The sequence below is a fragment of the Salinivibrio kushneri genome (assembly GCF_027286325.1).
GTDB classification, from domain to species: domain Bacteria; phylum Pseudomonadota; class Gammaproteobacteria; order Enterobacterales; family Vibrionaceae; genus Salinivibrio; species Salinivibrio kushneri_A.
Genome location: NZ_CP114588.1, coordinates 996,102 through 1,017,855, shown reverse-complemented (window position 1 = coordinate 1,017,855; position 21,754 = coordinate 996,102). Strand labels below are relative to the sequence as shown.

Sequence of the window (21,754 nt, the reverse complement as noted above, 5' to 3'; positions counted from 1 at the left end):
TCCTGACAATAGGCATTAAAAAAGGGTGCAGTTCACTGCACCCTTAAAACGTTATCTCAGCGACACGTTACCCGTTTTGATCATCATCCGACTCTGGCGGCTGCTCTTGCGCATCGCTGTCGTGATCATCGGCCGTCGTGGACGCCTCGCTGCCTTCAGACTGAGTGGTTGTCCCGGCCTCATTAGCCAAGGCTTCCATCTCGTCTTCGTCAGGCTCCTCGATACGCTGCAAGCCTACTACTTTCTCGTCATCACTGACGCGGATCAGGCGCACACCTTGGGTATTACGACTCACCTGGCTGACCTCTTCCGCACGCGTACGTACCAAGGTACCCGCATTGGTGATCATCATCAGCTCATCGCCTTCACACACCTGGATGGCACTGACAACATCGCCGTTACGCTCAGACACTTTGATTGAGACCACCCCTTTGGTGGCGCGACTCTTGGTTGGATATTCAGCCAACGCAGTACGCTTACCAAAGCCGTTCTCAGTCACGGTCAAGATTTCCGCATTCTCTTGCGGAACAATCAACGAAACGACCTCATCGTTTTCAGCCAGCTGAATGCCTCGTACCCCCGCGGCAGTACGACCCATTGCACGGACGGTGTCATTGGATGCAAGGAAACGCACCACTTTACCGAATTGCGAGAACAGCATCACTTCACTGCTATCGTCAGTGAGCTGCGCACCAATTAGGCTATCGCCGTCGCGCAAGTTCACTGCAATGATCCCGGCGCTCCGTGGACGACTAAAGTCAGTCAGTGGTGTTTTCTTCACTGTACCATGAGCCGTGGCCATAAAGACGTATTTGTCTTCTTCATACTCACGTACTGGCAAGATCGCGGTAATACGCTCATCTTCTTCCAGCGGGAGTAGATTGACAATTGGCTTACCGCGCGCATTACGCGATGCATGCGGCAGCTGATAGACTTTCAGCCAGTACATACGTCCGCGCGTCGAGAAGCACAGTATTGTGTCATGGGTGTTCGCGACCAGCAGTCGCTCAATGAAGTCTTCATCCTTCATCCGCGTGGCTGATTTACCCTTACCACCACGGCGCTGCGCTTCGTAGTCACTCAATACCTGATACTTGACGTAACCATCGTGTGACCAGGTCACGACCACATCTTCTTCATTGATAAGATCTTCAATATCAATGTCTGCACTCGCGGCAGTGATTTCGGTGAGACGCTTGTCGCCAAAACCATCACGGACGGCTTCGAGCTCTTCACGGATCACTTCCATGAGACGTTCGGTGCTCGCTAGAATATGTAGCAGTTCAGCAATTTGATCGAGTAAGCCCTTGTACTCATCCAAGATTTTCTCATGCTCAAGCCCAGTAAGCTTGTGCAAGCGTAAATCGAGAATCGCTTGTGCTTGCTGCTCGGTCAGATAGTACGAGCCATCGTCACGGGCACCAAACTCCGGTGCCAACCATTCGGGGCGCGCGTTTTCGCCACCGACAGCTTCGAGCATGGCGGACACACCCCCCAGCCCCCAGCCTTGATCCTGTAGCTCTTGCTTGGCCACGGCAGGTGTCGGCGCTTGACGAATGAGCTCAATCACTTCATCAATGTTGGCCAGTGCAACCGCCAAGCCTTCGAGGATATGGGCACGGTCGCGCGCTTTACGCAACTCGTACACGGTACGACGTGTAACCACTTCACGGCGGTGGTTAACGAAGCACTCAAGCATCCCTTTTAGATTAAAGAGTTTTGGCTGGTTGTTATCCAGCGCCACCATATTAATGCCGAATGACGTCTGCAATTGAGTTTGCGCATAGAGGTTGTTAAGTACCACCTCAGCCACCGCATCTCGTCGACACTCGATGACAATCCGCATGCCCTCTTTATCAGACTCATCACGCAGCGCGGAAATACCATCAATTTTTTTGTCTTTAACCAGTTCGGCGATCTTTTCAATCAAGCGCGCTTTGTTGACTTGGTAAGGGATCTCGTTGACAACAATGGTCTCTTTACCATTTTTGTCGGTTTCGATATCCGCTTTGGCACGCAAGTAGATCTTACCACGGCCCGTTTTGTAAGCGTCTTCTATCCCTTTACGGCCATTGATCATTGCCGCGGTTGGGAAGTCTGGGCCTGGGATATACTCCATCAGCTCATCGATCGTGATGTCTTCATTCTCGATATAAGCCAGGCACCCGTTAACAACTTCGTTGAGATTGTGAGGTGGGATGTTGGTTGCCATCCCGACCGCAATCCCGGAGCCGCCATTAACCAGCAGGTTGGGAACACGCGTTGGCAATACGTCCGGGATTTGTTCAGTACCGTCATAGTTCGGCACATAATCCACGGTTTCTTTGTCGAGATCGGCAAGCAGTTCATGGGCGATTTTCGCCATGCGCACTTCGGTATAACGCATTGCCGCCGCTGAGTCACCGTCGATAGAGCCGAAGTTACCTTGGCCATCTACCAACATGTAGCGCAGTGAGAACGGCTGCGCCATACGCACTATGGTGTCGTATACCGCACTATCACCATGGGGGTGATACTTACCGATTACATCGCCGACCACACGGGCCGATTTCTTATATGGCTTGTTCCAGTCGTTGCCAAGTACGTTCATCGCGAATAATACGCGGCGGTGTACTGGCTTTAGGCCATCACGCACGTCAGGAAGAGCTCGGCCAACAATGACGGACATTGCATAGTCGAGATACGAGCTTTTCAGCTCCTCTTCGATATTGACTGGCGTGATCTCTTTAGCAAGATCGCTCATGGAGCCAACATCCCTCAAATAATGTTTGCGTATTCAAATACGTGACCACGGAGAATAACACAAACCCTCTCTCGAGACACGTGAATATGGCTAAGATGTATCACGGATCTCGTTAGCAAACGCTCTGAGCGCGTCTACACGGACAAAAAGCCACCACTTCCGTACCTGACTACGATTTTTTTGCTAGATAAGCCCACAAGGTGGCTGAGCGCGAAAAAAGGATCCTTAACCTAACTTGGACTCAAGATCACTTTCTTACGCAAAACTGGCGATATCAGCCATACTTAAAGGTGACTGCGCTTTCCCCCTTTTCTGGGGGTAAGCCTTGATATAAAAGAGGAGGCTTTATGCTCACTCGTATCGTCAACGCCATTGGTGCCTGCCTAATCGTAGGTAAATACATTTTGGCTGGTATGATAGCGGCCAGTGCCATTTTAACCGCATCTTAATGGTATCGTCCTAGGCACGGCGGTGGCTGGCCGTCGTGCTATTTCTTTACCTCTATACGTTCCACCTCACTCAGCGCAGCCGATCCTCATTCATGCCACCCAGCCGCCCCGCGAGAAGCACGGCTTCTTTTTATCGTGTTAGATTTCGTTATAATGCAGCAAAACCGATAAGGAAGCTGCAGTTATGAGCCAAGTACCCAATGTCGATCCGGCAGAAATTCAAAAATTCGAGGATATGGCCTCGCGTTGGTGGGATTTAGAGGGTGAATTTAAACCTTTGCATCAAATCAACCCATTACGCCTCGATTATGTTTTGGACAAAGCAGGCGGGTTATTCGGCAAAAAGGTCCTTGATGTTGGGTGTGGCGGCGGCATCTTAGCGGAAAGCATGGCGCAAGAAGGCGCAGAGGTCACCGGCTTGGATATGGGCAAAGAGCCCTTGACTGTCGCGCGTCTCCATGCCCTTGAAGCGGGTGTCGATGTACAGTATATCCAATCGACCGCTGAAGAACATGCCAGCAACTATGCACAGCAATATGACGTTGTCACTTGTATGGAAATGCTGGAACACGTGCCTGAACCTGCCTCAGTGATTCAAGCCTGTGCACAGATGGTCAAACCGGGTGGCCATGTTTTTTTCTCAACACTTAACCGCAATGCTAAATCTTGGCTGTTTGCGATTGTAGGCGCCGAGCATATTCTCAAGCTCGTCCCAAAAGGCACGCACGAGCATCATAAGTTTATTCGCCCCTCAGAACTGATGAACATGATTGATGCCACGACATTGACAGCAAAAGATATGACTGGGCTACACTACAACCCGGTGTTTGATACCTACAAACTCTCTAACGCCAATGTCGATGTGAATTACCTGGTTCACACAGTCGCGCCCTAGTCGACACGAAGGAGCTCGCTAGCATGACCCCATCAACAGTTTTGTTTGATTTAGATGGCACATTGCTTGACACCGCGCCCGATATGGGTGAGGCGGCCAATCGTGTCCTGGCCGAATTTGACTTGCCTCCGTTAACCCGTGAACAGATTTATACCCACACCAGCTTTGGTGCGCGGGGCCTCTTAACCGCCGGGTTCGGTGAGCAAGCGCAATATCAAGATCCCATCGCCTTGCGTGCACGTTTTCTTCACCACTATGGTGAAGCGATATGCCATGGCACACAGCTCTACGATGGCATAGACACGCTGCTCGATACGCTGGATCAGCTGCACATCCCTTGGGGCATCGTGACCAATAAACCCGAAGGGCTCACCCACCAACTACTGACATTCTTCCCACGCCTTCAAAGCGCGAAAGTCATTGTCGGTGCCGATACTTATGAGCATGCGAAACCACATCCGATGCCACTGCTTGAAGCGGCGAAAAGCCTCAATTGTGTGCCACAACAGGGGCTGTACGTTGGAGACATTGAAAACGATATATTAGCCGCTCGAGCCGCCAATATGGGTGCGGCTGTTGCGGGATGGGGTTATACGGGGGATCTCACCCTAGTCCACAATTGGGAAGCAGATCATATTTTCGCCAAACCGGATCAGCTTAGCGCCTTTATTGGATCCTAGTCACACCCCACATTTTGTGGGGTTTGCTGTCTTTTCAATCAGTTAAAAACGATCACTGATCATCGCTGAGATCAACCAAAATAAATTTTTTTTATTGCCGATTTTTACCTTTCAGTGATTGAAATTTTCACTAATCTTGTCGGCCTTGCGTCACTAGGTTGGTGATTACTAACTTTGGATATAACATCCCCAAGATATCCACACCCACCGTAACAAAGACTGGCTTGCAAAAAGCAGGTTATATCACTATCTTGTAACCGACTCGGACATCGCCCCCTATATATAGTGCATAAGCGACTAGATGTCCGCATAGAGGCCGACCAAAAAATCATCAGCATTTTATAAAAACTTGCGAAAAAGAGCAGTTTGGCAAGGGAATATTGGGAAAGCATACAAATGAACCAAGAAATTACCGTATTAAAGCGTGATGGACGCAAAGAAAACTTAAACCTCGACAAGATCCATCGCGTAGTGACTTGGGCTGCCGAAGGCCTCTCAAACGTTTCTGTTTCTCTGGTTGAGATGCGCTCTCACATCCAGTTTTATGATGGCATGCGCACGGAAGATATCCACGAGACAATCATCAAAGCTGCAGCCGATCTAATCTCCGAAGAAAGCCCAGATTATCAATATCTTGCGGCACGTTTGGCGGTCTTCCACTTACGTAAAAAAGCCTATGGCCAGTTCGAGCCACCTAAGCTGGTTGAGCATGTCAGAAACATGGTCGAGAAAGGCAAGTATGATAAACATATCTTGGAAGACTACAGCGAAGAAGAGCTCGACACCCTAGATAGCTACCTAGACCACTGGCGCGACATGAACTTCTCGTACGCCGCGGTGAAGCAGCTGGAAGGTAAATACCTGGTACAAAACCGCGTGACCGGTGAAATTTACGAGAGCGCGCAATTTTTGTACATGATGGTTGCTGCGTGCTTGTTTGCATCATATCCGAAAGAGACGCGCCTGGACTATATCCGTCGCTTTTATGATGCTGCCTCGCAATTTAAGATCTCACTGCCAACGCCTATCATGTCGGGTGTGCGCACACCAACACGCCAGTTTAGCTCGTGTGTATTGATTGAGTGTGACGACAGCTTAGATTCTATCAATGCCACATCCAGCGCGATTGTTCGCTACGTGTCACAACGCGCAGGTATTGGTATTAACGCAGGCCGTATTCGCGCCTTAGGCAGCCCTATCCGTGGCGGTGAGGCGTTCCATACTGGTTGTATTCCGTTTTATAAGTATTTCCAAACCGCGGTGAAGTGCTGCTCTCAGGGCGGCGTTCGTGGTGGCGCAGCGACCTTATTCTATCCAATTTGGCACCGCGAAGTGGAATCACTACTGGTATTGAAAAACAACCGTGGTGTGGAAGAAAACCGTGTGCGTCATATGGATTACGGGGTTCAAATTAATAAGTTGATGTACACCCGCTTGCTTAAAGGTGGCAACATTTCCTTGTTCTCGCCGTCGGATGTACCAGGCTTGTACGATGCCTTTTTTGAAGATCAAGATGAGTTTGAACGCCTGTACACGCAGTACGAAGCAGACGACTCTATCCAGCGCGAAACGGTAAAAGCCGTCGATTTGTTCTCGCTGATGATGCAAGAGCGCGCGTCAACCGGCCGGATCTACATCCAAAATGTTGACCACTGTAATACCCATAGCCCGTTTGACGCATCCGTAGCCCCGATTCGTCAGTCTAACCTGTGCCTTGAGATCGCACTGCCGACCAAGCCACTGAACAATGTTGAAGATGAGAACGGTGAAATTGCACTGTGTACTCTCTCAGCCTTTAACCTCGGCGCACTTGAATCACTCGACGAGCTGGGTGAACTGGCCGACTTGACCATTCGTGCCTTGGATGCGCTATTGGATTATCAAGACTACCCATTGCCGGCCGCGCGAAAAGCAACCATGAACCGCCGTACACTCGGTGTGGGTGTGATTAACTTTGCCTATCATCTCGCCAAGCACGGTGTCCGTTATTCGGATGGCAGTGCGAATGGCCTCACCCACCGCACTTTCGAAGCGATTCAGTATCACTTGTTGCGTGCGTCGGTCGAGTTGGCAAAAGAAAAAGGCGCGTGTCCTGCCTTTAATGAAACCACATACTCGCAAGGTATTCTGCCAATTGATACCTACAAGAAAGACTTGGATGCGATTTGTGATGAGCCATTACATCTGGACTGGGAAACCTTGCGTAAGGACATCCAGACCTATGGCTTGCGTAACTCAACGCTGACAGCCTTGATGCCCTCAGAGACCTCTTCGCAAATCTCTAATGCCACTAACGGCATTGAGCCACCGCGTGGGTTTGTCTCAGTGAAAGCGTCAAAAGATGGCATTCTCAAACAAGTGGTACCTGAGTATCACAAGTATAAAGATAATTACGAACTGCTCTGGAACATTGGCAGCAATGAAGGTTACTTACAGCTAGTCGGTATCATGCAAAAATTCGTCGACCAAGCGATTTCTGCTAACACCAATTATGATCCGAGCCGACATGCAAGCGGTAAAGTTCCTATGAACCAGCTGCTTAAAGATTTGCTCACCGCGTATAAACTGGGGGTTAAAACCCTGTACTATCACAACACACGTGATGGCGCGAGCGATGGTCAGTCGGAATCAGCCGCGGCACAAGCCGCTGAAGACGATTGCGCCGGCGGTGCATGTAAGATCTAACACACGACATGCAAAGGGCCTCTGGGCCCTTTTCTAGAGGTTTATAAGATTCATGGCTTACAGTACATTTTCTAAAATCAACAATGACCCGCTCAAAGAGCCCATGTTCTTGGGTCAGTCAGTTAATGTTGCCCGCTACGATCAGCAAAAATATGAAATTTTTGAAAAGCTGATCGAGAAGCAGTTGTCGTTCTTTTGGCGCCCAGAAGAAGTCGACGTGTCGAGCGACCGTATTGATTACAACAAGTTACCTGAGCATGAGAAGCATATTTTCATCAGTAACTTGAAGTATCAAACGCTACTCGATTCTATCCAAGGCCGTAGTCCTAACGTCGCCCTGTTGCCGCTGGTCTCGATTCCAGAACTCGAAACCTGGATTGAAACCTGGAGCTTCTCGGAGACCATTCATTCACGTTCTTACACCCATATTATTCGCAACATTGTCGCTGATCCGGCGGTTGTGTTTGATGACATCGTGATGAATGAGCACATACAAAAGCGTGCAGAAGACATTGCCCAATATTATGATGACCTAATCCAGCTGAGTAACTACTACCACCAGCTAGGTGAAGGGACACATACGATTAATGGTCAAACGATCACCGTCAGCTTGCGCGCGCTGAAGCGCCAGCTGTATTTATGCCTAATGTCTGTGAATGCGCTCGAGGCGATCCGCTTTTATGTCAGCTTTGCATGCTCCTTTGCCTTTGCCGAGCGTGAACTGATGGAAGGTAATGCGAAGATCATCAAGTTTATTGCCCGTGACGAAGCCTTGCACCTGACTGGGACACAGCACATGCTCAACATTCTACGTAGCGGTCAAGACGACCCTGAAATGGCCGAGATTGCCAAAGAGTGCGAGCAAGAGTGTTTTGATCTATTCAATAAAGCCGCTGAGCAAGAAAAAGATTGGGCAGAATATTTGTTCCGTGATGGCTCGATGATCGGTCTGAACAAAGATATCTTGTGTCAGTATGTTGAGTACATTACCAACCTACGTATGTCTGCGGTCGGCTTAGCGCCTGCCTATGACAATGCGACACAAAACCCCATTCCTTGGATTAACGCTTGGTTGTCCTCAGATAATGTTCAGGTCGCTCCACAGGAAGCAGAGATTAGTTCATACTTAGTTGGTCAAATCGACAACGAAGTCAGCGTTGAAGACTTTGGTGACTTCGAGCTATGACCCGTATCACCATCGAAGTGAACGGCATAATGGTGGGTGGCAACACCCACCAAAACTTGCTGGAGCAGTTGGAAGATGCCGGTATTCAACCTGAATACCAATGCCGAAATGGCATGTGTGGCGCCTGCCGCTGTAAGCTTAATCAGGGGTCTGTGACGCAGGGAGACAGCATGGCCTTTGTGATGCCAGGTGAAGTTCTCGCTTGTCAAAGCACGCCACAAACTGATGTGTCGATCGCGTTCGACTACCAGCCCGCGGAAATCAAAAAGCAAGTTAACGAGGCGTAGAACACCGCCTCGCCTTCCTGCCTATCCCCTGTCTACCCTATTCGATCCGCTCGGCATCAATAAAAATGTCATCGTGTCGCATCAATGAGGCGTAATCAGCAATCACCGGATAGCCATTTAAGTAGCGCCTTAGCATGTCTAACAATACTGTAGATATATAACAGCGCGCGTCGTCGTGAGAGAATTGTCGTTTAAAGCTTAAACGCTGCCCCCACTCCCCCTCTGGTGTAGAGATAGCCACGCAGATTTGTCCATGAAGTTCTGGGCCACAGGCAAGACCAATTTGCTTTTGGCCGGGGCTAATCGTCGCACTGGCCATCGCCAGTGATGCAGCTAACGGGTTTGCCACCGCTTGTTCCGGCACATGGGCGTTCGACATCACCCAGCCTTGCTCAACCAGGTGAGCCGCTTGCCCATTGAGTATGCTTGATAACCAACCGCCGGTAAATTGCTCAGCGACTTTCAGGGCAATACCCTGACGGCTAACGTCAAACGCCAATGCGGAAGCCATAGGCTCATTAGATGACACAACATAGTCTGCGAGACGTTGCTGCAGTGCCTCAAGTAAAGTGTCTTTTTCATCGTGGTCTGCATCAATAAACAGCTTCACCTCAATAAAAGGTAAACTCGAGCGATATCCCAATGACACATCGCTAGGAAGCACTAATGATGCCATCACGTCACTGATCCCTGACTCCGACAAGCCAAATGTAAACAAACGGTAACATGATCGCGCTTTTGCTGCGTAAACATGTAACAACTCAGGAAGGATTTGGCGCTCAACCATGTCGAAAAACTCAGAGGGCACACCAGGCGTAAAATAAAAATGACACCCATTAAGTTCACAGTGAAAACCACACGCCGTCCCTTTCGGATTCTCAATTAACCGCGCGCCGTCAGGTAACATCGCTTGCTTAAGGTTACTCTGCGCCATTGGTTTGCCATGACGCTCAAAGCGCTGTTTCAGCTCATCAAGCCATGCTTCATTGAGCGTCAGATCCACACCCATTGCCGATGCCATCGCCGCCGTGGTGAGATCATCCGTAGTTGGCCCAAGACCACCATTCACAATCACCACTTGCTCTGTCTGTGATAACCGAACGAGTTCAATCGCCATATCATCAAGGTCATCCCCGATGGTCACACGACGAGACATGGTTAAGCCATTTTCAAATAGAATGCTTGATAACCATGCCGCATTGGTATCCGTGATATCTCCAAGTAACACTTCCTCGCCAGTAGAAAGCATCGCGATTCGTGGCATTGGGGCTTGATGTTGTTGATTATCCACCCTGCCGCTCCTTATCTGTCACAGTGGTTGAGCCTTGATTATGACATTAGACCATCTGATTCACTACCCTCACGCAAACGTACACTTTACGTTACGGGCTCGTACCTTTATCATTACACTCATCAGTTTTTTTATCTGCATAGACAGTGCACAATGCGCATAAATTCACGTTATCTTTTGTGTGAACACAACAATTAACTTTTTATTAACACTGGTTAAACACAATATGAATAAAGTACTAGGAAGTTCGCTGATTATTGCAGGGACAACCATCGGCGCAGGTATGCTTGCTCTACCGCTTGCGTCCGCTGGTATTGGGTTTGGGGCATCGATGGCATTAATGGGGGCGATGTGGGCACTAATGACTTACACAGCGCTACTGATGTTAGAGGTCCATCAGTATGCTGACGCTGATGCCACATTACACAGTTTGGCCAAGCAGTTTTTAGGAGATAAAGGCAAGTGGCTGGCTTCCTTCGCCATGCTATTCTTGTTCTACTCGCTATGCGCAGCCTACATTGCAGGTGGTGGGAGCCAGCTTAATGAGAAGCTGGCACAATGGTCAGCTATCGAGCTCCCCCCTGCAGCAGGTGCAGTGCTGTTTACGCTAGTGTTTGGCTTAGTCGTCACCCTAGGCACCAGCAAAGTGGATTTGATCAACCGTGGCTTATTTACCGTTAAAGTCTTATTCCTGATTTTAGCGTTAACCTTACTTACGCCACATGTCTCCAGCATTAACTTAGTAGAGATGCCGGTAGAGAAAGGGCTCTTGGTCGCTGCACTGCCCGTTATTTTCACTTCTTTTGGCTTCCACGGTAGTATCCCTTCGATTGTACGTTACGTCGGGATAGATCTTCCTTCACTACGTAAAGTGATGATCGTCGGCTCGACCCTCCCACTCGCACTGTACATTTTTTGGCAAGTCGCGAGTTTAGGAACAGTGGCACAAGCTACCTTGGTGCAAAACGGTGAGCTGTCTCAGTTTGTTGCCATCATCCAATCGGTGGTGCAACAAGATTATATCGCCTCCAGCATTTCGCTTTTTGCTGATTTAGCCTTAGCCACGTCATTTCTGGGGGTCAGTTTAGGATTGTTTGACTTTATCTCGGACAGTTTTAACCGCCAAGACAGTGTGCGTGGCCGCCTGCAGACCGCTGCCATTACCTACTTACCTCCCTTGATCTTCGCGCTTTTCTACCCTCAAGGATTTATCACGGCATTAGGTTACGCGGCGATTGCTCTGGTGATTCTGGCGGTGGTATTGCCTGTGCTGATGGTACGTAAAGCACGTCAAACCCTCTCGACGGACGATCATTATCAAGTGATTGGCGGGAACCTCGGCCTCAGCTTGGCGATGGTGGGAGGCATAAGCGTTGTGGTGGCACAGTTTATTGGCTGATGATCGCTCGCTAAACATCTAAGGATTCAATGACGCCCAACTGACTGAAGGGCGTCATTTTTTATTACTGTTCATCCACCTATCAAGCCGCGTACCAGTGTGCTAACCCCAGCTAACGTGCACAGTAACAACATCGCCCGACGGACGAGCTGCGGCTTCACCCTTGGTGCGACGCGATAAGCAAGCCATGTAGCAACAAGCACGGCAGGAACCGCGAAAGCAGCTTGTTTTAAGTGCCACCATGTTAAAAAGTCCGTGGCACCTAAGGCGATCAAAGACAAGATACAGCTAATGGCAAAATAGCCAGCCAAACACGCTCTCATCTTGTTAACGTCTGCATGCTGTAACACCAACGCCATTGGTGGGCCTCCGATACTGGTGGTGGTTCCCATCACGCCAGAGGTAAAACCGGCCACAAAAAAGTTTCGCCGACTCGGGGCAATATCAAAGCGCATCACACTTGCCAGTACCGCGACCAAAACGGCGGCACCGATGATGATTTCCAGCATTTGTGTGGTCACCACCAACATCACACCACCAGCCACCGCTGTGCCTGGTACTCGGCCCATGTAAGCCCAACTAAGGTCGCGAAACGAAAGCTGATGCCGATATTGCCAAGCGTTAATGCTTGCTAATGTCAGCCCTACCATAGAAATGGTGGTCGGGACGAGTTTGGGATCAATCATCAGCAACAGTGGCGCGGCCACAATCGCCATACCAAATCCGACCAAGCTTTGCACAAAGCAACCAAGCCCTAAGATCAAAGCCACAGCAATGGAGACACCGATATCTGGCATAGAAAAGTAACTTCAAGTAAAGATAGATATCCGCAGTGTAACTATTTACACCACTTGTGGCGAGAGTTTACCGACAATGCAACTCGATGAAGTTGTTCATGATGCATCGCGTGACATTCACGAGCGCCTGTATACCCTAGCTGATCTTTTCAGCGTGAATAAGAAGGTTACGGGGCGTCAGTTCACGCTCACAAAACTGCACCAGACTCACCGCGTATCCGTGTTGCTCAAGAAACAATACCCGATCTAACACCAGCCATATTTCCATCGCTCGGCGAAAGGCACTCTTCACCACATTGATTTGCTCCAGCGTGGTAAAACGCGCTTCCCCGCGGCCTAAATATCCACCCGCATCGAAATCAGCGGGTAACATGAGGCCTTTTTGTGCTGCTCCCCAGCGACAAAAGGCATTAAACCCTTGGTTAAGTTGTGATTTTTTCAGCGCAGGTAATGGCAAGTATTGATCTCGATGTTGCCAGTCCCGCTGCCATTCATCAAAACCGAGCCGATAAACAACTTCCTGCTCCCGTTGACGGCGCACCCGCTGTCCGCCAGTCACCGATTCTTGGACGGCAAGCTTCAGATCGGTTTTTGTCAGCGCCATTCCCTGACGTCGTGCACTATCAGAAAGTGGCTGATAGACGCTGTCCCGAATAAGTTGGTAGCAACAAGGTGAGACGGTAATACGTGGCATACCGCTTTGAACCGCTGTTTGCAAAAGCTGGACATGCAAATCACCACATGCATGTAGCGCTAACCCATGATCACATTGCCCAACTACTGAAGCGGCTTGCTCGCTCATCGCATCTAAAGGGTAAAACGTCATCGCCAAGGCGTGTTGGTCAGCAAAGGCTTGTCCTTGTTCGCAAAGCGCCTTTTGCCATTCTAGGCTCTCAACCGGCTTACCGGTCACCGATGAAATGGCTCGCCCGAGATACCCTTTTCCGGCACACCATTCAAGGTAGCGCACCGTCTCCTCATTATTGGGGATCGCACCAATGTAAGCCTTGATTTGCGCCCACTTTCTTCCTGGTACCCCCACCGCTAATCGCGCATCAAGATCCACTTTGGTCGTGCTCGCCTTCCGCACGGCGGTGAGCTCAACCAATCGCGCCAACGCAGGCCACCAGTGAGACAGCTGGGTAATCACGGCTTCAGGTTCTGCCTTTAGTTGCATCATTTGGGAATGATCAAGGCTTGTCAGCCAGTCGCACAACGCTTTTTGCTCATGCCATGGCAATGTTCTATGTGCCATTGGCATCGGTTGCCATAACCATTGAAACTGGGTAAGAAGCTGGGTTAATTGATTGAACTGTTGCTGAAAAGAGACGGATGACATGGCGGCTATCAGGGGTTGAATAAAAGCGTGATCAAAAAAGGCTGCTTAACGCAGCCTTATCGTATCCGCGCAGTTTAACGAATTGGCAGTGGAATGTCCTTAAACATGGCATCAATTTCTTCGTTAGAACGCAGAGCCACCGCTTTATCTATCATATTGCGCGTCAGGTGTGGGGCAAAGCGCTCAATAAAGTCATACATGTAGCTGCGAAGGAAGGTTCCTTTACGAAACCCAATTTTGGTCGTGCTGGCACCAAAAATATGACTGGCATCAATGGCGACCAGATCCGAGTCAGCTTGACTGTCCATCGCCATACTAGCAATGACTCCTACCCCTAACCCCAGCTTCACATAGGTTTTGATTACGTCCGCGTCTGTGGCGGTAAATACAATCTTGGGGGTAAGATTGGCGCGATGGAAAGCTTCATCCAACTCCGAGCGACCTGTAAAACCAAAAACATAGGTTACGAGAGAATATGCAGCTAAGTCTTCAATGGTGACGTTCTTTTTCTTTGCCAATGGGTGATCTGGCGTAACAATAATCGAACGATTCCAGTGGTAACACGGCAGCATGACTAAGTCTTCATAGAGGTGGAAAGCTTCAGTCGCGATAGCAAAATCTGACGTGCCTTTGGCAACCGAGCTGGAGATCTGCGTCGGCGTTCCCTGATGCATGTGCAATGACACTTTGGGGTATCTCGCGGTAAAGGCTTTAATCACATCAGGCAGTGCATAGCGCGCCTGCGTGTGAGTGGTGGAGATATTGAGGTTCCCCATCTCCGGGTGCGTATGCTCACTCGCCACGGCTTTGATGCTCTCTACTCGAGACAAAATACTTTGAGAAATTTCCACAATGGCCTCACCTGCGGGGGTTACCTGGGTGAGATGCTTGCCACTGCGCTCAAAGATTTGCACGCCTAGTTCGTCTTCTAGCAATCGAACTTGTTTACTGATCCCAGGCTGAGAGGTATACAAACTCTCTGCGGTCGCAGACACATTTAAGTTGTGATTAACGACCTCAACGATATATCTAAGCTGTTGTAGTTTCATAGTACAGACGCGCAAGCCTCATGGGTTAGGTGACAGCAGTGAGTTTCGTAGATTATTTATATACCCAAATCAGACTATTTAATAGGCTTTGGTTATATAAACGTTAGCGATTGCACATTCACTAAGCAACTTGGTAAGCAAACTTGTTTTTATCGCCCCGCTAAAACCACATTATTACGGCAACTTTGTCGCCAAGTGAGAGATTATAGGCCACACTAATAGCAGCGCATGCGAATCGGGTGTAATGTGCAGAGTTAGAGGCGGATCACTCATGCTGCCTCCATCCTTGATTGATGCTATCTCTGTCGGTCGAGATCGTGTATCTTAACCAGTTGAGTTTATTACAAGGAACATCGTCGCTGAATTATGAATATTGCCTTGATAGCTGGCCTTTGTGTCATATTGCTCGGCCTGATTGTCGGCTACAACATATTGGCTCAACAACGTAAGCAAATTGAATCTCACAAGCGCCAAGAGATGGCTAAGCACATTGCAGTAATTGACGCCACCGAAGAGCTGATTGGTAATGCGCATAACCTGCCTTATAGCGGGACCTTGTTGGTTTGCTTGAATAAGAAGATCCTGGATTCCTTGAAAGCCATGTACGAAATTGATGATTCCGATAAATCCATCAAACAGCGTATCAGTGCGACGCAAGCGCAAATCGATGAAATCAAACAAAGCTACTCAAATCGCGAATCGACTTCCTTTAAAGTACCAGATAACGATCGACAAGCGATTTCGATGCTTAAGTTAGTTAAACGCCTGCGCTCCGTGGTGAAAGCAGAGCACTCTAAGGGACGACTAGCGACGCAAGCGTTTGTGGCTGAGAACGCACGCTTGGAAAAGATGCAACTTAAAATCAATATTGAGAATGTGATTAAGCGTGCCAATGACGCCAAGCAAAAAGGGCAAATGGGCACCGCTCAGCAGTTATTGAAAAAAGCCATTGATGTGGTCTCACCCAAAACCGATGATTACTCGCAAGAGATGAAAAAGCACTTAGAGCAAATGCATAGTGACATTACCCATACACTGAATACAGGTCACGAAAAACTCCAGTCGGAGCAAGAAGAAGAAAGAAGCGATCTGGACGAGTTGTTTGCACCGAAAAAGAAATGGTAAGTCAGCTCAAGTAGGCTTAAACAAAGGCGCGTTCATCTCGCGCCTTTTTTATTCTTCTCATCCGTGCACTCATTTCTCAAACGCGCACTCTCTCAACTAACGAGGCAGAAGATGCATTTCAATATGATTCAGTACCCCGTCTGCCGCCTGTTCAAGCAAGTCTAACACCCGCTCAAAGCCGTCAGAGCCACCATAATAAGGGTCGGGAATCGGGCCATTGGTATGCTCTCCCCAGTGGAGAAACAAAGACAGCTTACCTTGGTGTTCGCGTGGGCATTGCGCTTGCAAGTCAGCCAAGTTGCTCTCATCGGCTGCCAGAATCATGTCATGACACTCAAAGTCTGCAGGGCAAACCTGGCGCGCTCGAATCCCTTCAAACGAGTAGCCTCTCGCTTGCCCCGCCGCCTGGCTACGTTTATCCGGCGGATTCCCCTGGTGATAACCCGCCGTGCCCGCAGAATCTATATCGACCGCCAACCCTCGTGCCTGCGCGCGAGCACGTAATACCGCTTCTGCAGTGGGTGAACGACAGATGTTGCCCAAGCAGACGACCAAAACACTGGGCCTTTGATTATCAGTTGTCATCGGCGTCAAACCTCCTTATTGATAAGCCTTCAGGTTACCAATAAGGCGAAGCGCTGCCTATAGTGAGGCAGGTAATACACGACGATATGGCAACCTGTCAGCAGCTATGTAGGCACGGAATAATCAACAACGATAATGTCTTCCAGGATAGGCCGTAATATCGCTTTTAATGCCTCATGCTCAGGATGTGGTAAATAGCGCTCCCGCGCAGCATCATCTCGAAACGTCATCACAATCACATGTGTATAGCCGTGATCCTTACCTTCTGGGCTGTTGTTCTCGCCCCATTCGACTGATTCAACACCGTCAATCACACTAGGCATTGACTCAAATTTATCTTTCAATGCTTGGATCTGGTCATCGCGCGCGTTAGCGGTAAAACGAACAAGCAATACATGACGAATCATCTCTTTTCTCCTCGTGTCACTATTCCATCTGATCCGTCAAAAACGTTTTAAACGCCTGCCAAGACTTTTTATCAGCTTTTTCACGGTACCTATCCGAGCCAAATACGGTAAACGCATGCGGCGCCCCACCATACACTTGCGACCAGTAATCGACACCCGCCTGCTCTAGCGTTTGTATAAAGGTCGCAAAATCGGCCATGGGCACCGCTTTATCTGCCCCACCATGAGCAATAAACAGTGGCGCGATGTCCTCCGAGTAACCTTGGCCATCTGGCGTGCCCAAACCGCCATGAAAACTCGCGTAGCCACTGACAGGCATATTGCCTGGATTGCGTGCAAGCTCTAACGTCACCGTGCCACCGAAACAATAGCCAGCCACTACTGGCTGCGTCACACCTTGCGATTTCGCGGCACTCATCCCAGCTTCAATCAGTTCGCGCATCCGCACTCTGTCTTCATACAGTGAACGAGTCGCCGCTTTCTTCGCCTCTAGGCTGGTCGGTCGATTCCCAGCACCAAACATGTCTAATGCAAACGTGCGGTAGCCCAAGTTTGCCAACATATCCGCTCGTTGACGTTCGTAGTCCGTTAGCCCATCCCAATCATGAATAATCACCACACTGCCTTTCTCAATAGAGACAGGGGTGGCCAGGTAGCCGGAAAATGCGTCCCCGTCTAACTGATAACTTATCTGTTTACCCGCCACAGCAGGCAACGAACATAAAGCCAACAAGGTAATGAGACCGTGCGTTGTTTTTTTCATCATAGCGTCCTTTGGTTGAGGCCGTCGGTTTGCGGTCAAGCGTGTCATGGGTGGCATCCACCCTATCGTCCCTTTACTATAGACCTAAGTTAACCAAAGGTTGAAAATCACATGTCAGAACAGAGCCATCAACAACGCCAACAAAAACTGAAAGAAAAAGTCGACGCCCGGATTGACGCCGCACAACAAGAAAAAGGGCTATTTCTTATTATTACTGGCAACGGCAAAGGCAAATCGACATCCGCTTTTGGCACCGTTGCACGCGCCGCAGGCCATGGCTTCAAATGCGGGGTGGCTCAGTATATCAAGGGAACCTGGGCGTGCGGTGAGCGGGATTTACTTAGTCAACATGGGGTAGACTTTCATGTGATGAGTACGGGGTTTACCTGGGATACCCAAGATAAAACGGCCGACACGCAAGCCGCACAAAAAATCTGGTCAGCATGCAAAACCATGCTCAGCGATCCTAGTTACGATTTGGTCGTCCTGGACGAAATTACCTATATGATCACCTATGGCTACATTGACCTGGACGATGTCATCGATGCAATTAGCCAACGCCCCAGTGAGCAATCTGTGCTGATCACGGGTCGCGGTGCGCATCGCCGCCTCGTTGAAATCGCGGATACCGTGTCTGAAGTGCGTAATGTTAAACATGCGTTTGATGCCGGTGTTAAAGCACGCCAGGGCATTGACTGGTAAGCGTTATCGAGAGCTTATGAAGCAATAATGAGCGTGCACAGGGCACGTTCATTGCTTTGACGTGTCGCTGGGCGGTACCGCGGTAGCGGACAGTGTATCAACAGGCGTATCATTCGCTTGACACGACTGCCGACAGAGCTTGGCATCTATGGACTGATCGCCCAGCAAACGCTGCCACATAGAGGGTAACGCCGTCTCGGGTAAAGGGCCTGGCTCAAGTTGTTGAGGCGCAACCGGGGCCCACTCCCCATTCGTCTTTTGCTCTGCCAGTAAAAACTGGAATGGCTGATAGGCGGCCACACCAAAACGCAAGTCGGTGACAACCTGCTGGCCATCACGGTTTTCGAAGCGAATAAAATTGCGTGAGAAAGTACGTAGTGCGTCGAGAGTATCAGTATTGGCTAGCGGCCATTGCCCTAAAGGCTGAGCCACCCAATCAATATTCTTGTTGTTATCAAGCCGTGAGGCAAGCCCTTCCCAATATTGCCCTTCATCGATGATCACCACACGCCAAAGCAGTGTGTTAAAAGGCGTTGGCATAATGATTGAAGGCTGGCCTTCCAGCAAGGTTCCTTGTGTTTGCTCGGCAACCCGGTTTTTTATTTGATGGAGCTGATACACCGAACTGGCCAAATAAAGGGTCGACACCATCAACCCAACGCCACATGCCTTGGCCCCCATATGGCGCCATACTAATGCGCTGATAAGCGCAACTAGTAGGGGCAACGTATACAGAGGGTCGATAATAAATAGACTCGCCACCGCTACCGATGGCACATCAAGCGGCCAGAATAGTTTGGTGCCATATACCGTCATAGCATCAAGCAATGGATGGGTGACAAGCACCGCGATGACTAGCACCATCACTTGCCACAGAGGCCACTGACGCTGCCAGCGCCACCAGCACCATGCAATCAGAGCGCCGACCCAAGGCAGTACGAACAACGAGTGGCTGAAACCACGGTGATTCACGGTGTTCGCCACCGGATCGCCATAATCAATCAACACATCAAGATCCGGTAACGTCCCTAAGGCCGCGCCCGCCAGCAGCACTTTCGGTGAGCAGCGTTTACCCGCAACCAAGCCCGCGACCGTTGCGCCCAACGCTGCTTGCGTAACAGAGTCCATAAAACGTCCTTTAATGACTTTGCATTAGATAGCCTGATGCGCTGTCAGCCGATCACTGAAATAAATTAAGGAGTTTATCCGCGGTCTCTTTGACCTTATCATCATCCGCTTTATCACCCAGTAGCTTTTTCAGCCCTCGTTGCGCCTCTTTGCGCGCCTTTTCTTCCAACGCATCATTACTGCTGAGTAGCTGCTTAATATCTAATTTATAGCTTGGCGATTGCCAGGTACCGGCTACCGTCACTGGGATGGTGACATCACGCAGTTCATCAATGTCTTTACCGCCCTGGCCTTTACTGGTCTCGACCACCGAGGTATAGACATTAAAATCAAGCGTCTCTTGTAACAGATCGGTTTGTCCGTCACTGCGTACCCGAAGCGCCGGCGCTTCCAGCAGTAAGTCGGTGGTGCGTGCCATGCCGTTGCCTAAGGTAAAGCTCGCAGTGAGTGCGCTAAAGTCCGTTTTACGTACTTCATTAGCTGCGGCTGCCGACTCGCCTTTCAGCGTCGCTTTCGCCTCTCTGAGCATCTGCGCCAAGTTTATCCCATTGATCGCGCCATCTTCGAAGAAAATAGCGACACTGCCTTGAATCGCTTGACGCAATGCATACGGAGACAATCCTTTTCCCTGTACATTGATATCGACGTTACCCTTGCCTTCTAATAAGTCCACCTCAGCAGCGTCTTCCAGCAAAGGACGCACCTGGATCCCTCGCGCTTTTTTACTCACCTGATAGCGCGCGGGGGATTGCGTGGCATCTAGCATCCCTTGCACAACTACGCTGCCTTCATAGGCTTGCGTTGTCAGCTCGGATACGTCGACTTTGCCACGGTCAATGGCAACCGTCGCGCGTGTTTGCCCTAAGGTCACGTTACTCACGGTCAGCCCTTTCATTGCCAGTGACCCGGCAATATCCAGCGTCTTTAACACACTCAGATCAGGCTCTTCTTTGCTCAGTGGCGCCGCTTGCGTACTTGAGCTGGATGGAGCATTAGAGCCAGACTCACTCTCTTTTTCGGATTGGCTAGACGCTGCGTTGTTTGTCGGTAGCAGCGTATCAAGGTTGATATGGTTAGTATTCAGCGCAAAGCGTATTTGGGGGATGTCAGTCAGCTTAACCGCCACTTTACCATCCACCACAACATCATCGTCGTTTAATCGGCTGGTCAATTCACTGACCGTCACCGTTTGCTGGTTGATGTCAAACACAATATCAGCGGCTAGCGCTTGGCTAAGAGACTGGTGGGGAATCGGCTCACCGGACAGTGTCGTGAGCATGTCTAACCCCTGAACAGTGACCTTATCTTGCGTTTTTGCAATAGTCACCTGGGCTTCACCTGAGCTTTCAATGTCGATGTCCGCGGTTTGCGCATTGACGTTAAAACCTAACTTGGCTGCCTGGCCCAGCGAAAAGCTATCGAGGGTAATATTGGCTTGCTCAATCCCCATATCACCTTGCTCTGCCGAAAGCGTCAACGCCAGTTTGCGCAACTGACTTTGTATCACGTCACGGGCCAGCTTTAACTCGCCCTGACCGTCCACCTCAAAGCGGGCGTCATTTTGCTCGCCGCGCAACGACAGTGAAAGTGGTGTCCACACTTCCGTCGCTAGGTTGCCCACCTCAAGATCCACATCGCGCAACGCTGTCATGGTGCCCGCTTGGTCATCTTTGACGATCACACTCGCGTTGGCCACACTGAGTCCTTGTAACGATACGTTCCACGCCTTTGCCTCGGTACTCGAGCTATCAGCGGATGAGCCTGATTGCGGCGCTGGCTCAGCTTGAGGCTCAGCCGTTGGCGATGTCGCGATGAGGTTGCTCTCCCCATTACTCAGGGTTTGAATAAACACATGTGGGTCTTGCAATGTAATTTCGCCGATCTGCAAGGTTTGCGACATCAAAGGCAACACATCGACAGAGAGGCGTGCTTGAGACAAGCGCATCAAATCGGGTTCATCAAAGCCGGGGCGGTTTTTGATCGCAACATCCTCGATTGAAAACCCCAAACTTGGCCAAAACTGCCAAGCAATGTCGCCACCAATGACCATGTCATAGCCTGTCTGTTTTTTAACTTGCTCGACCAACAATGGCTTAAACTGGTTAGGATTAATGGTGGCAAGCAAAGCGGCGATGCCACCCATGACGACCACCACCAAAATAGCGAGAGTAAGGACGATTTTTTTTATCATTGCAAGATGCTCCTTGTGCGTAACAGGCGATACCACTCGCGAGAGATACTCGC

18 protein-coding genes are annotated in these 21,754 nt (G+C 49.8%); 8 read left to right on the top strand and 10 right to left on the bottom strand.

Features of this window, described 5'->3' with window-relative positions; translation table 11 throughout:
* Positions 1-67: 67 nt before the first annotated feature.
* Positions 68-2,743, bottom strand: coding sequence for a DNA topoisomerase (ATP-hydrolyzing) subunit A (gene gyrA, locus N8M53_RS04935; protein ID WP_269579692.1), 2,676 nt, complete (start codon positions 2,741-2,743; stop codon positions 68-70).
* A 633-nt stretch (positions 2,744-3,376) separates the two neighbouring features.
* Between gyrA and ubiG the strand changes: the two genes are divergently transcribed.
* The 5 genes from ubiG to yfaE all read left to right on the top strand — a co-directional run bounded on the left by ubiG (position 3,377) and on the right by yfaE (position 8,925).
* Entirely contained in the window at positions 3,377-4,087 is a 711-nt protein-coding gene (gene ubiG, locus N8M53_RS04930; RefSeq protein WP_269579691.1) for a bifunctional 2-polyprenyl-6-hydroxyphenol methylase/3-demethylubiquinol 3-O-methyltransferase UbiG, read from the top strand.
* A gap of 23 nt (positions 4,088-4,110) precedes the next feature.
* Positions 4,111-4,767: a phosphoglycolate phosphatase gene (gph, locus tag N8M53_RS04925; protein WP_269579690.1), complete on the top strand. Its 657-nt coding sequence runs from the start codon at positions 4,111-4,113 to the stop codon at positions 4,765-4,767.
* A 396-nt stretch (positions 4,768-5,163) separates the two neighbouring features.
* The gene (gene nrdA, locus N8M53_RS04920; protein ID WP_269579689.1) at positions 5,164-7,452 is read left to right on the top strand and encodes a class 1a ribonucleoside-diphosphate reductase subunit alpha; all 2,289 of its coding nucleotides are present in this window, start codon (positions 5,164-5,166) and stop codon (positions 7,450-7,452) included.
* Positions 7,453-7,504: 52 nt separating this feature from the next.
* The gene (gene nrdB / locus N8M53_RS04915) at positions 7,505-8,638 is read left to right on the top strand and encodes a class Ia ribonucleoside-diphosphate reductase subunit beta (protein ID WP_269579688.1); all 1,134 of its coding nucleotides are present in this window, start codon (positions 7,505-7,507) and stop codon (positions 8,636-8,638) included.
* Positions 8,635-8,925 (top strand): class I ribonucleotide reductase maintenance protein YfaE, encoded by a 291-nt coding sequence (gene yfaE, locus N8M53_RS04910; protein WP_269579687.1) that lies wholly within the window; start codon positions 8,635-8,637, stop codon positions 8,923-8,925. Before nrdB ends, yfaE begins: the two co-directional genes overlap by 4 nt.
* A 37-nt stretch (positions 8,926-8,962) precedes the next feature.
* Here yfaE and N8M53_RS04905 read toward each other — a convergent pair whose 3' ends face one another.
* Positions 8,963-10,216 carry a CinA family nicotinamide mononucleotide deamidase-related protein gene (locus N8M53_RS04905; protein ID WP_269579686.1) on the bottom strand — a complete coding sequence of 418 codons (1,254 nt, stop codon included), beginning with the start codon at positions 10,214-10,216 and terminating at the stop codon, positions 8,963-8,965.
* A gap of 226 nt (positions 10,217-10,442) precedes the next feature.
* On the opposite strand from N8M53_RS04905, the gene tyrP reads away from it, so the two are divergent.
* Positions 10,443-11,615 carry a tyrosine transporter TyrP gene (gene tyrP / locus N8M53_RS04900; RefSeq protein WP_269579685.1) on the top strand — a complete coding sequence of 391 codons (1,173 nt, stop codon included), beginning with the start codon at positions 10,443-10,445 and terminating at the stop codon, positions 11,613-11,615.
* Between the two features lie 71 nt (positions 11,616-11,686).
* Here tyrP and N8M53_RS04895 read toward each other — a convergent pair whose 3' ends face one another.
* From N8M53_RS04895 to cysB, 3 genes are all read right to left on the bottom strand, one after another.
* Positions 11,687-12,412 (bottom strand): sulfite exporter TauE/SafE family protein, encoded by a 726-nt coding sequence (locus N8M53_RS04895; protein WP_269579684.1) that lies wholly within the window; start codon positions 12,410-12,412, stop codon positions 11,687-11,689.
* A 136-nt stretch (positions 12,413-12,548) separates the two neighbouring features.
* Positions 12,549-13,751: a methyltransferase gene (locus tag N8M53_RS04890; RefSeq protein WP_269579683.1), complete on the bottom strand. Its 1,203-nt coding sequence runs from the start codon at positions 13,749-13,751 to the stop codon at positions 12,549-12,551.
* A gap of 74 nt (positions 13,752-13,825) precedes the next feature.
* Positions 13,826-14,800 (bottom strand): HTH-type transcriptional regulator CysB, encoded by a 975-nt coding sequence (gene cysB / locus N8M53_RS04885; RefSeq protein ID WP_269579682.1) that lies wholly within the window; start codon positions 14,798-14,800, stop codon positions 13,826-13,828.
* A gap of 366 nt (positions 14,801-15,166) precedes the next feature.
* Here cysB and N8M53_RS04880 point away from each other — a divergent pair, with 366 nt between their 5' ends.
* Positions 15,167-15,925, top strand: a complete 759-nt coding sequence (locus N8M53_RS04880; RefSeq protein ID WP_077579229.1) for a DNA repair protein — start codon at positions 15,167-15,169, stop codon at positions 15,923-15,925.
* A 96-nt stretch (positions 15,926-16,021) separates the two neighbouring features.
* Here the strand turns inward: N8M53_RS04880 and N8M53_RS04875 are convergent, their stop codons facing one another.
* From N8M53_RS04875 to N8M53_RS04865, 3 genes are all read right to left on the bottom strand, one after another.
* Positions 16,022-16,510: a low molecular weight protein-tyrosine-phosphatase gene (locus tag N8M53_RS04875; RefSeq protein ID WP_269579681.1), complete on the bottom strand. Its 489-nt coding sequence runs from the start codon at positions 16,508-16,510 to the stop codon at positions 16,022-16,024.
* Between the two features lie 104 nt (positions 16,511-16,614).
* On the bottom strand, positions 16,615-16,917 hold the full coding sequence (locus N8M53_RS04870; protein WP_269579680.1) for a Dabb family protein: 303 nt from the start codon (positions 16,915-16,917) through the stop codon (positions 16,615-16,617).
* 19 nt (positions 16,918-16,936) lie between these two features.
* On the bottom strand, positions 16,937-17,683 hold the full coding sequence (locus N8M53_RS04865; protein ID WP_269579679.1) for a dienelactone hydrolase family protein: 747 nt from the start codon (positions 17,681-17,683) through the stop codon (positions 16,937-16,939).
* Positions 17,684-17,791: 108 nt separating this feature from the next.
* On the opposite strand from N8M53_RS04865, the gene cobO reads away from it, so the two are divergent.
* Complete coding sequence (gene cobO / locus N8M53_RS04860; protein ID WP_269579678.1) at positions 17,792-18,382, top strand: cob(I)yrinic acid a,c-diamide adenosyltransferase; 591 nt, start codon at positions 17,792-17,794, stop codon at positions 18,380-18,382.
* A gap of 48 nt (positions 18,383-18,430) precedes the next feature.
* Here the strand turns inward: cobO and N8M53_RS04855 are convergent, their stop codons facing one another.
* Both N8M53_RS04855 and N8M53_RS04850 read right to left on the bottom strand, forming a co-directional pair.
* Positions 18,431-19,510 carry a metal-dependent hydrolase gene (locus N8M53_RS04855; protein ID WP_269579677.1) on the bottom strand — a complete coding sequence of 360 codons (1,080 nt, stop codon included), beginning with the start codon at positions 19,508-19,510 and terminating at the stop codon, positions 18,431-18,433.
* A gap of 52 nt (positions 19,511-19,562) precedes the next feature.
* Positions 19,563-21,701: an AsmA family protein gene (locus tag N8M53_RS04850; RefSeq protein ID WP_269579676.1), complete on the bottom strand. Its 2,139-nt coding sequence runs from the start codon at positions 21,699-21,701 to the stop codon at positions 19,563-19,565.
* Between the last annotated feature and the right edge of the window lie 53 nt (positions 21,702-21,754).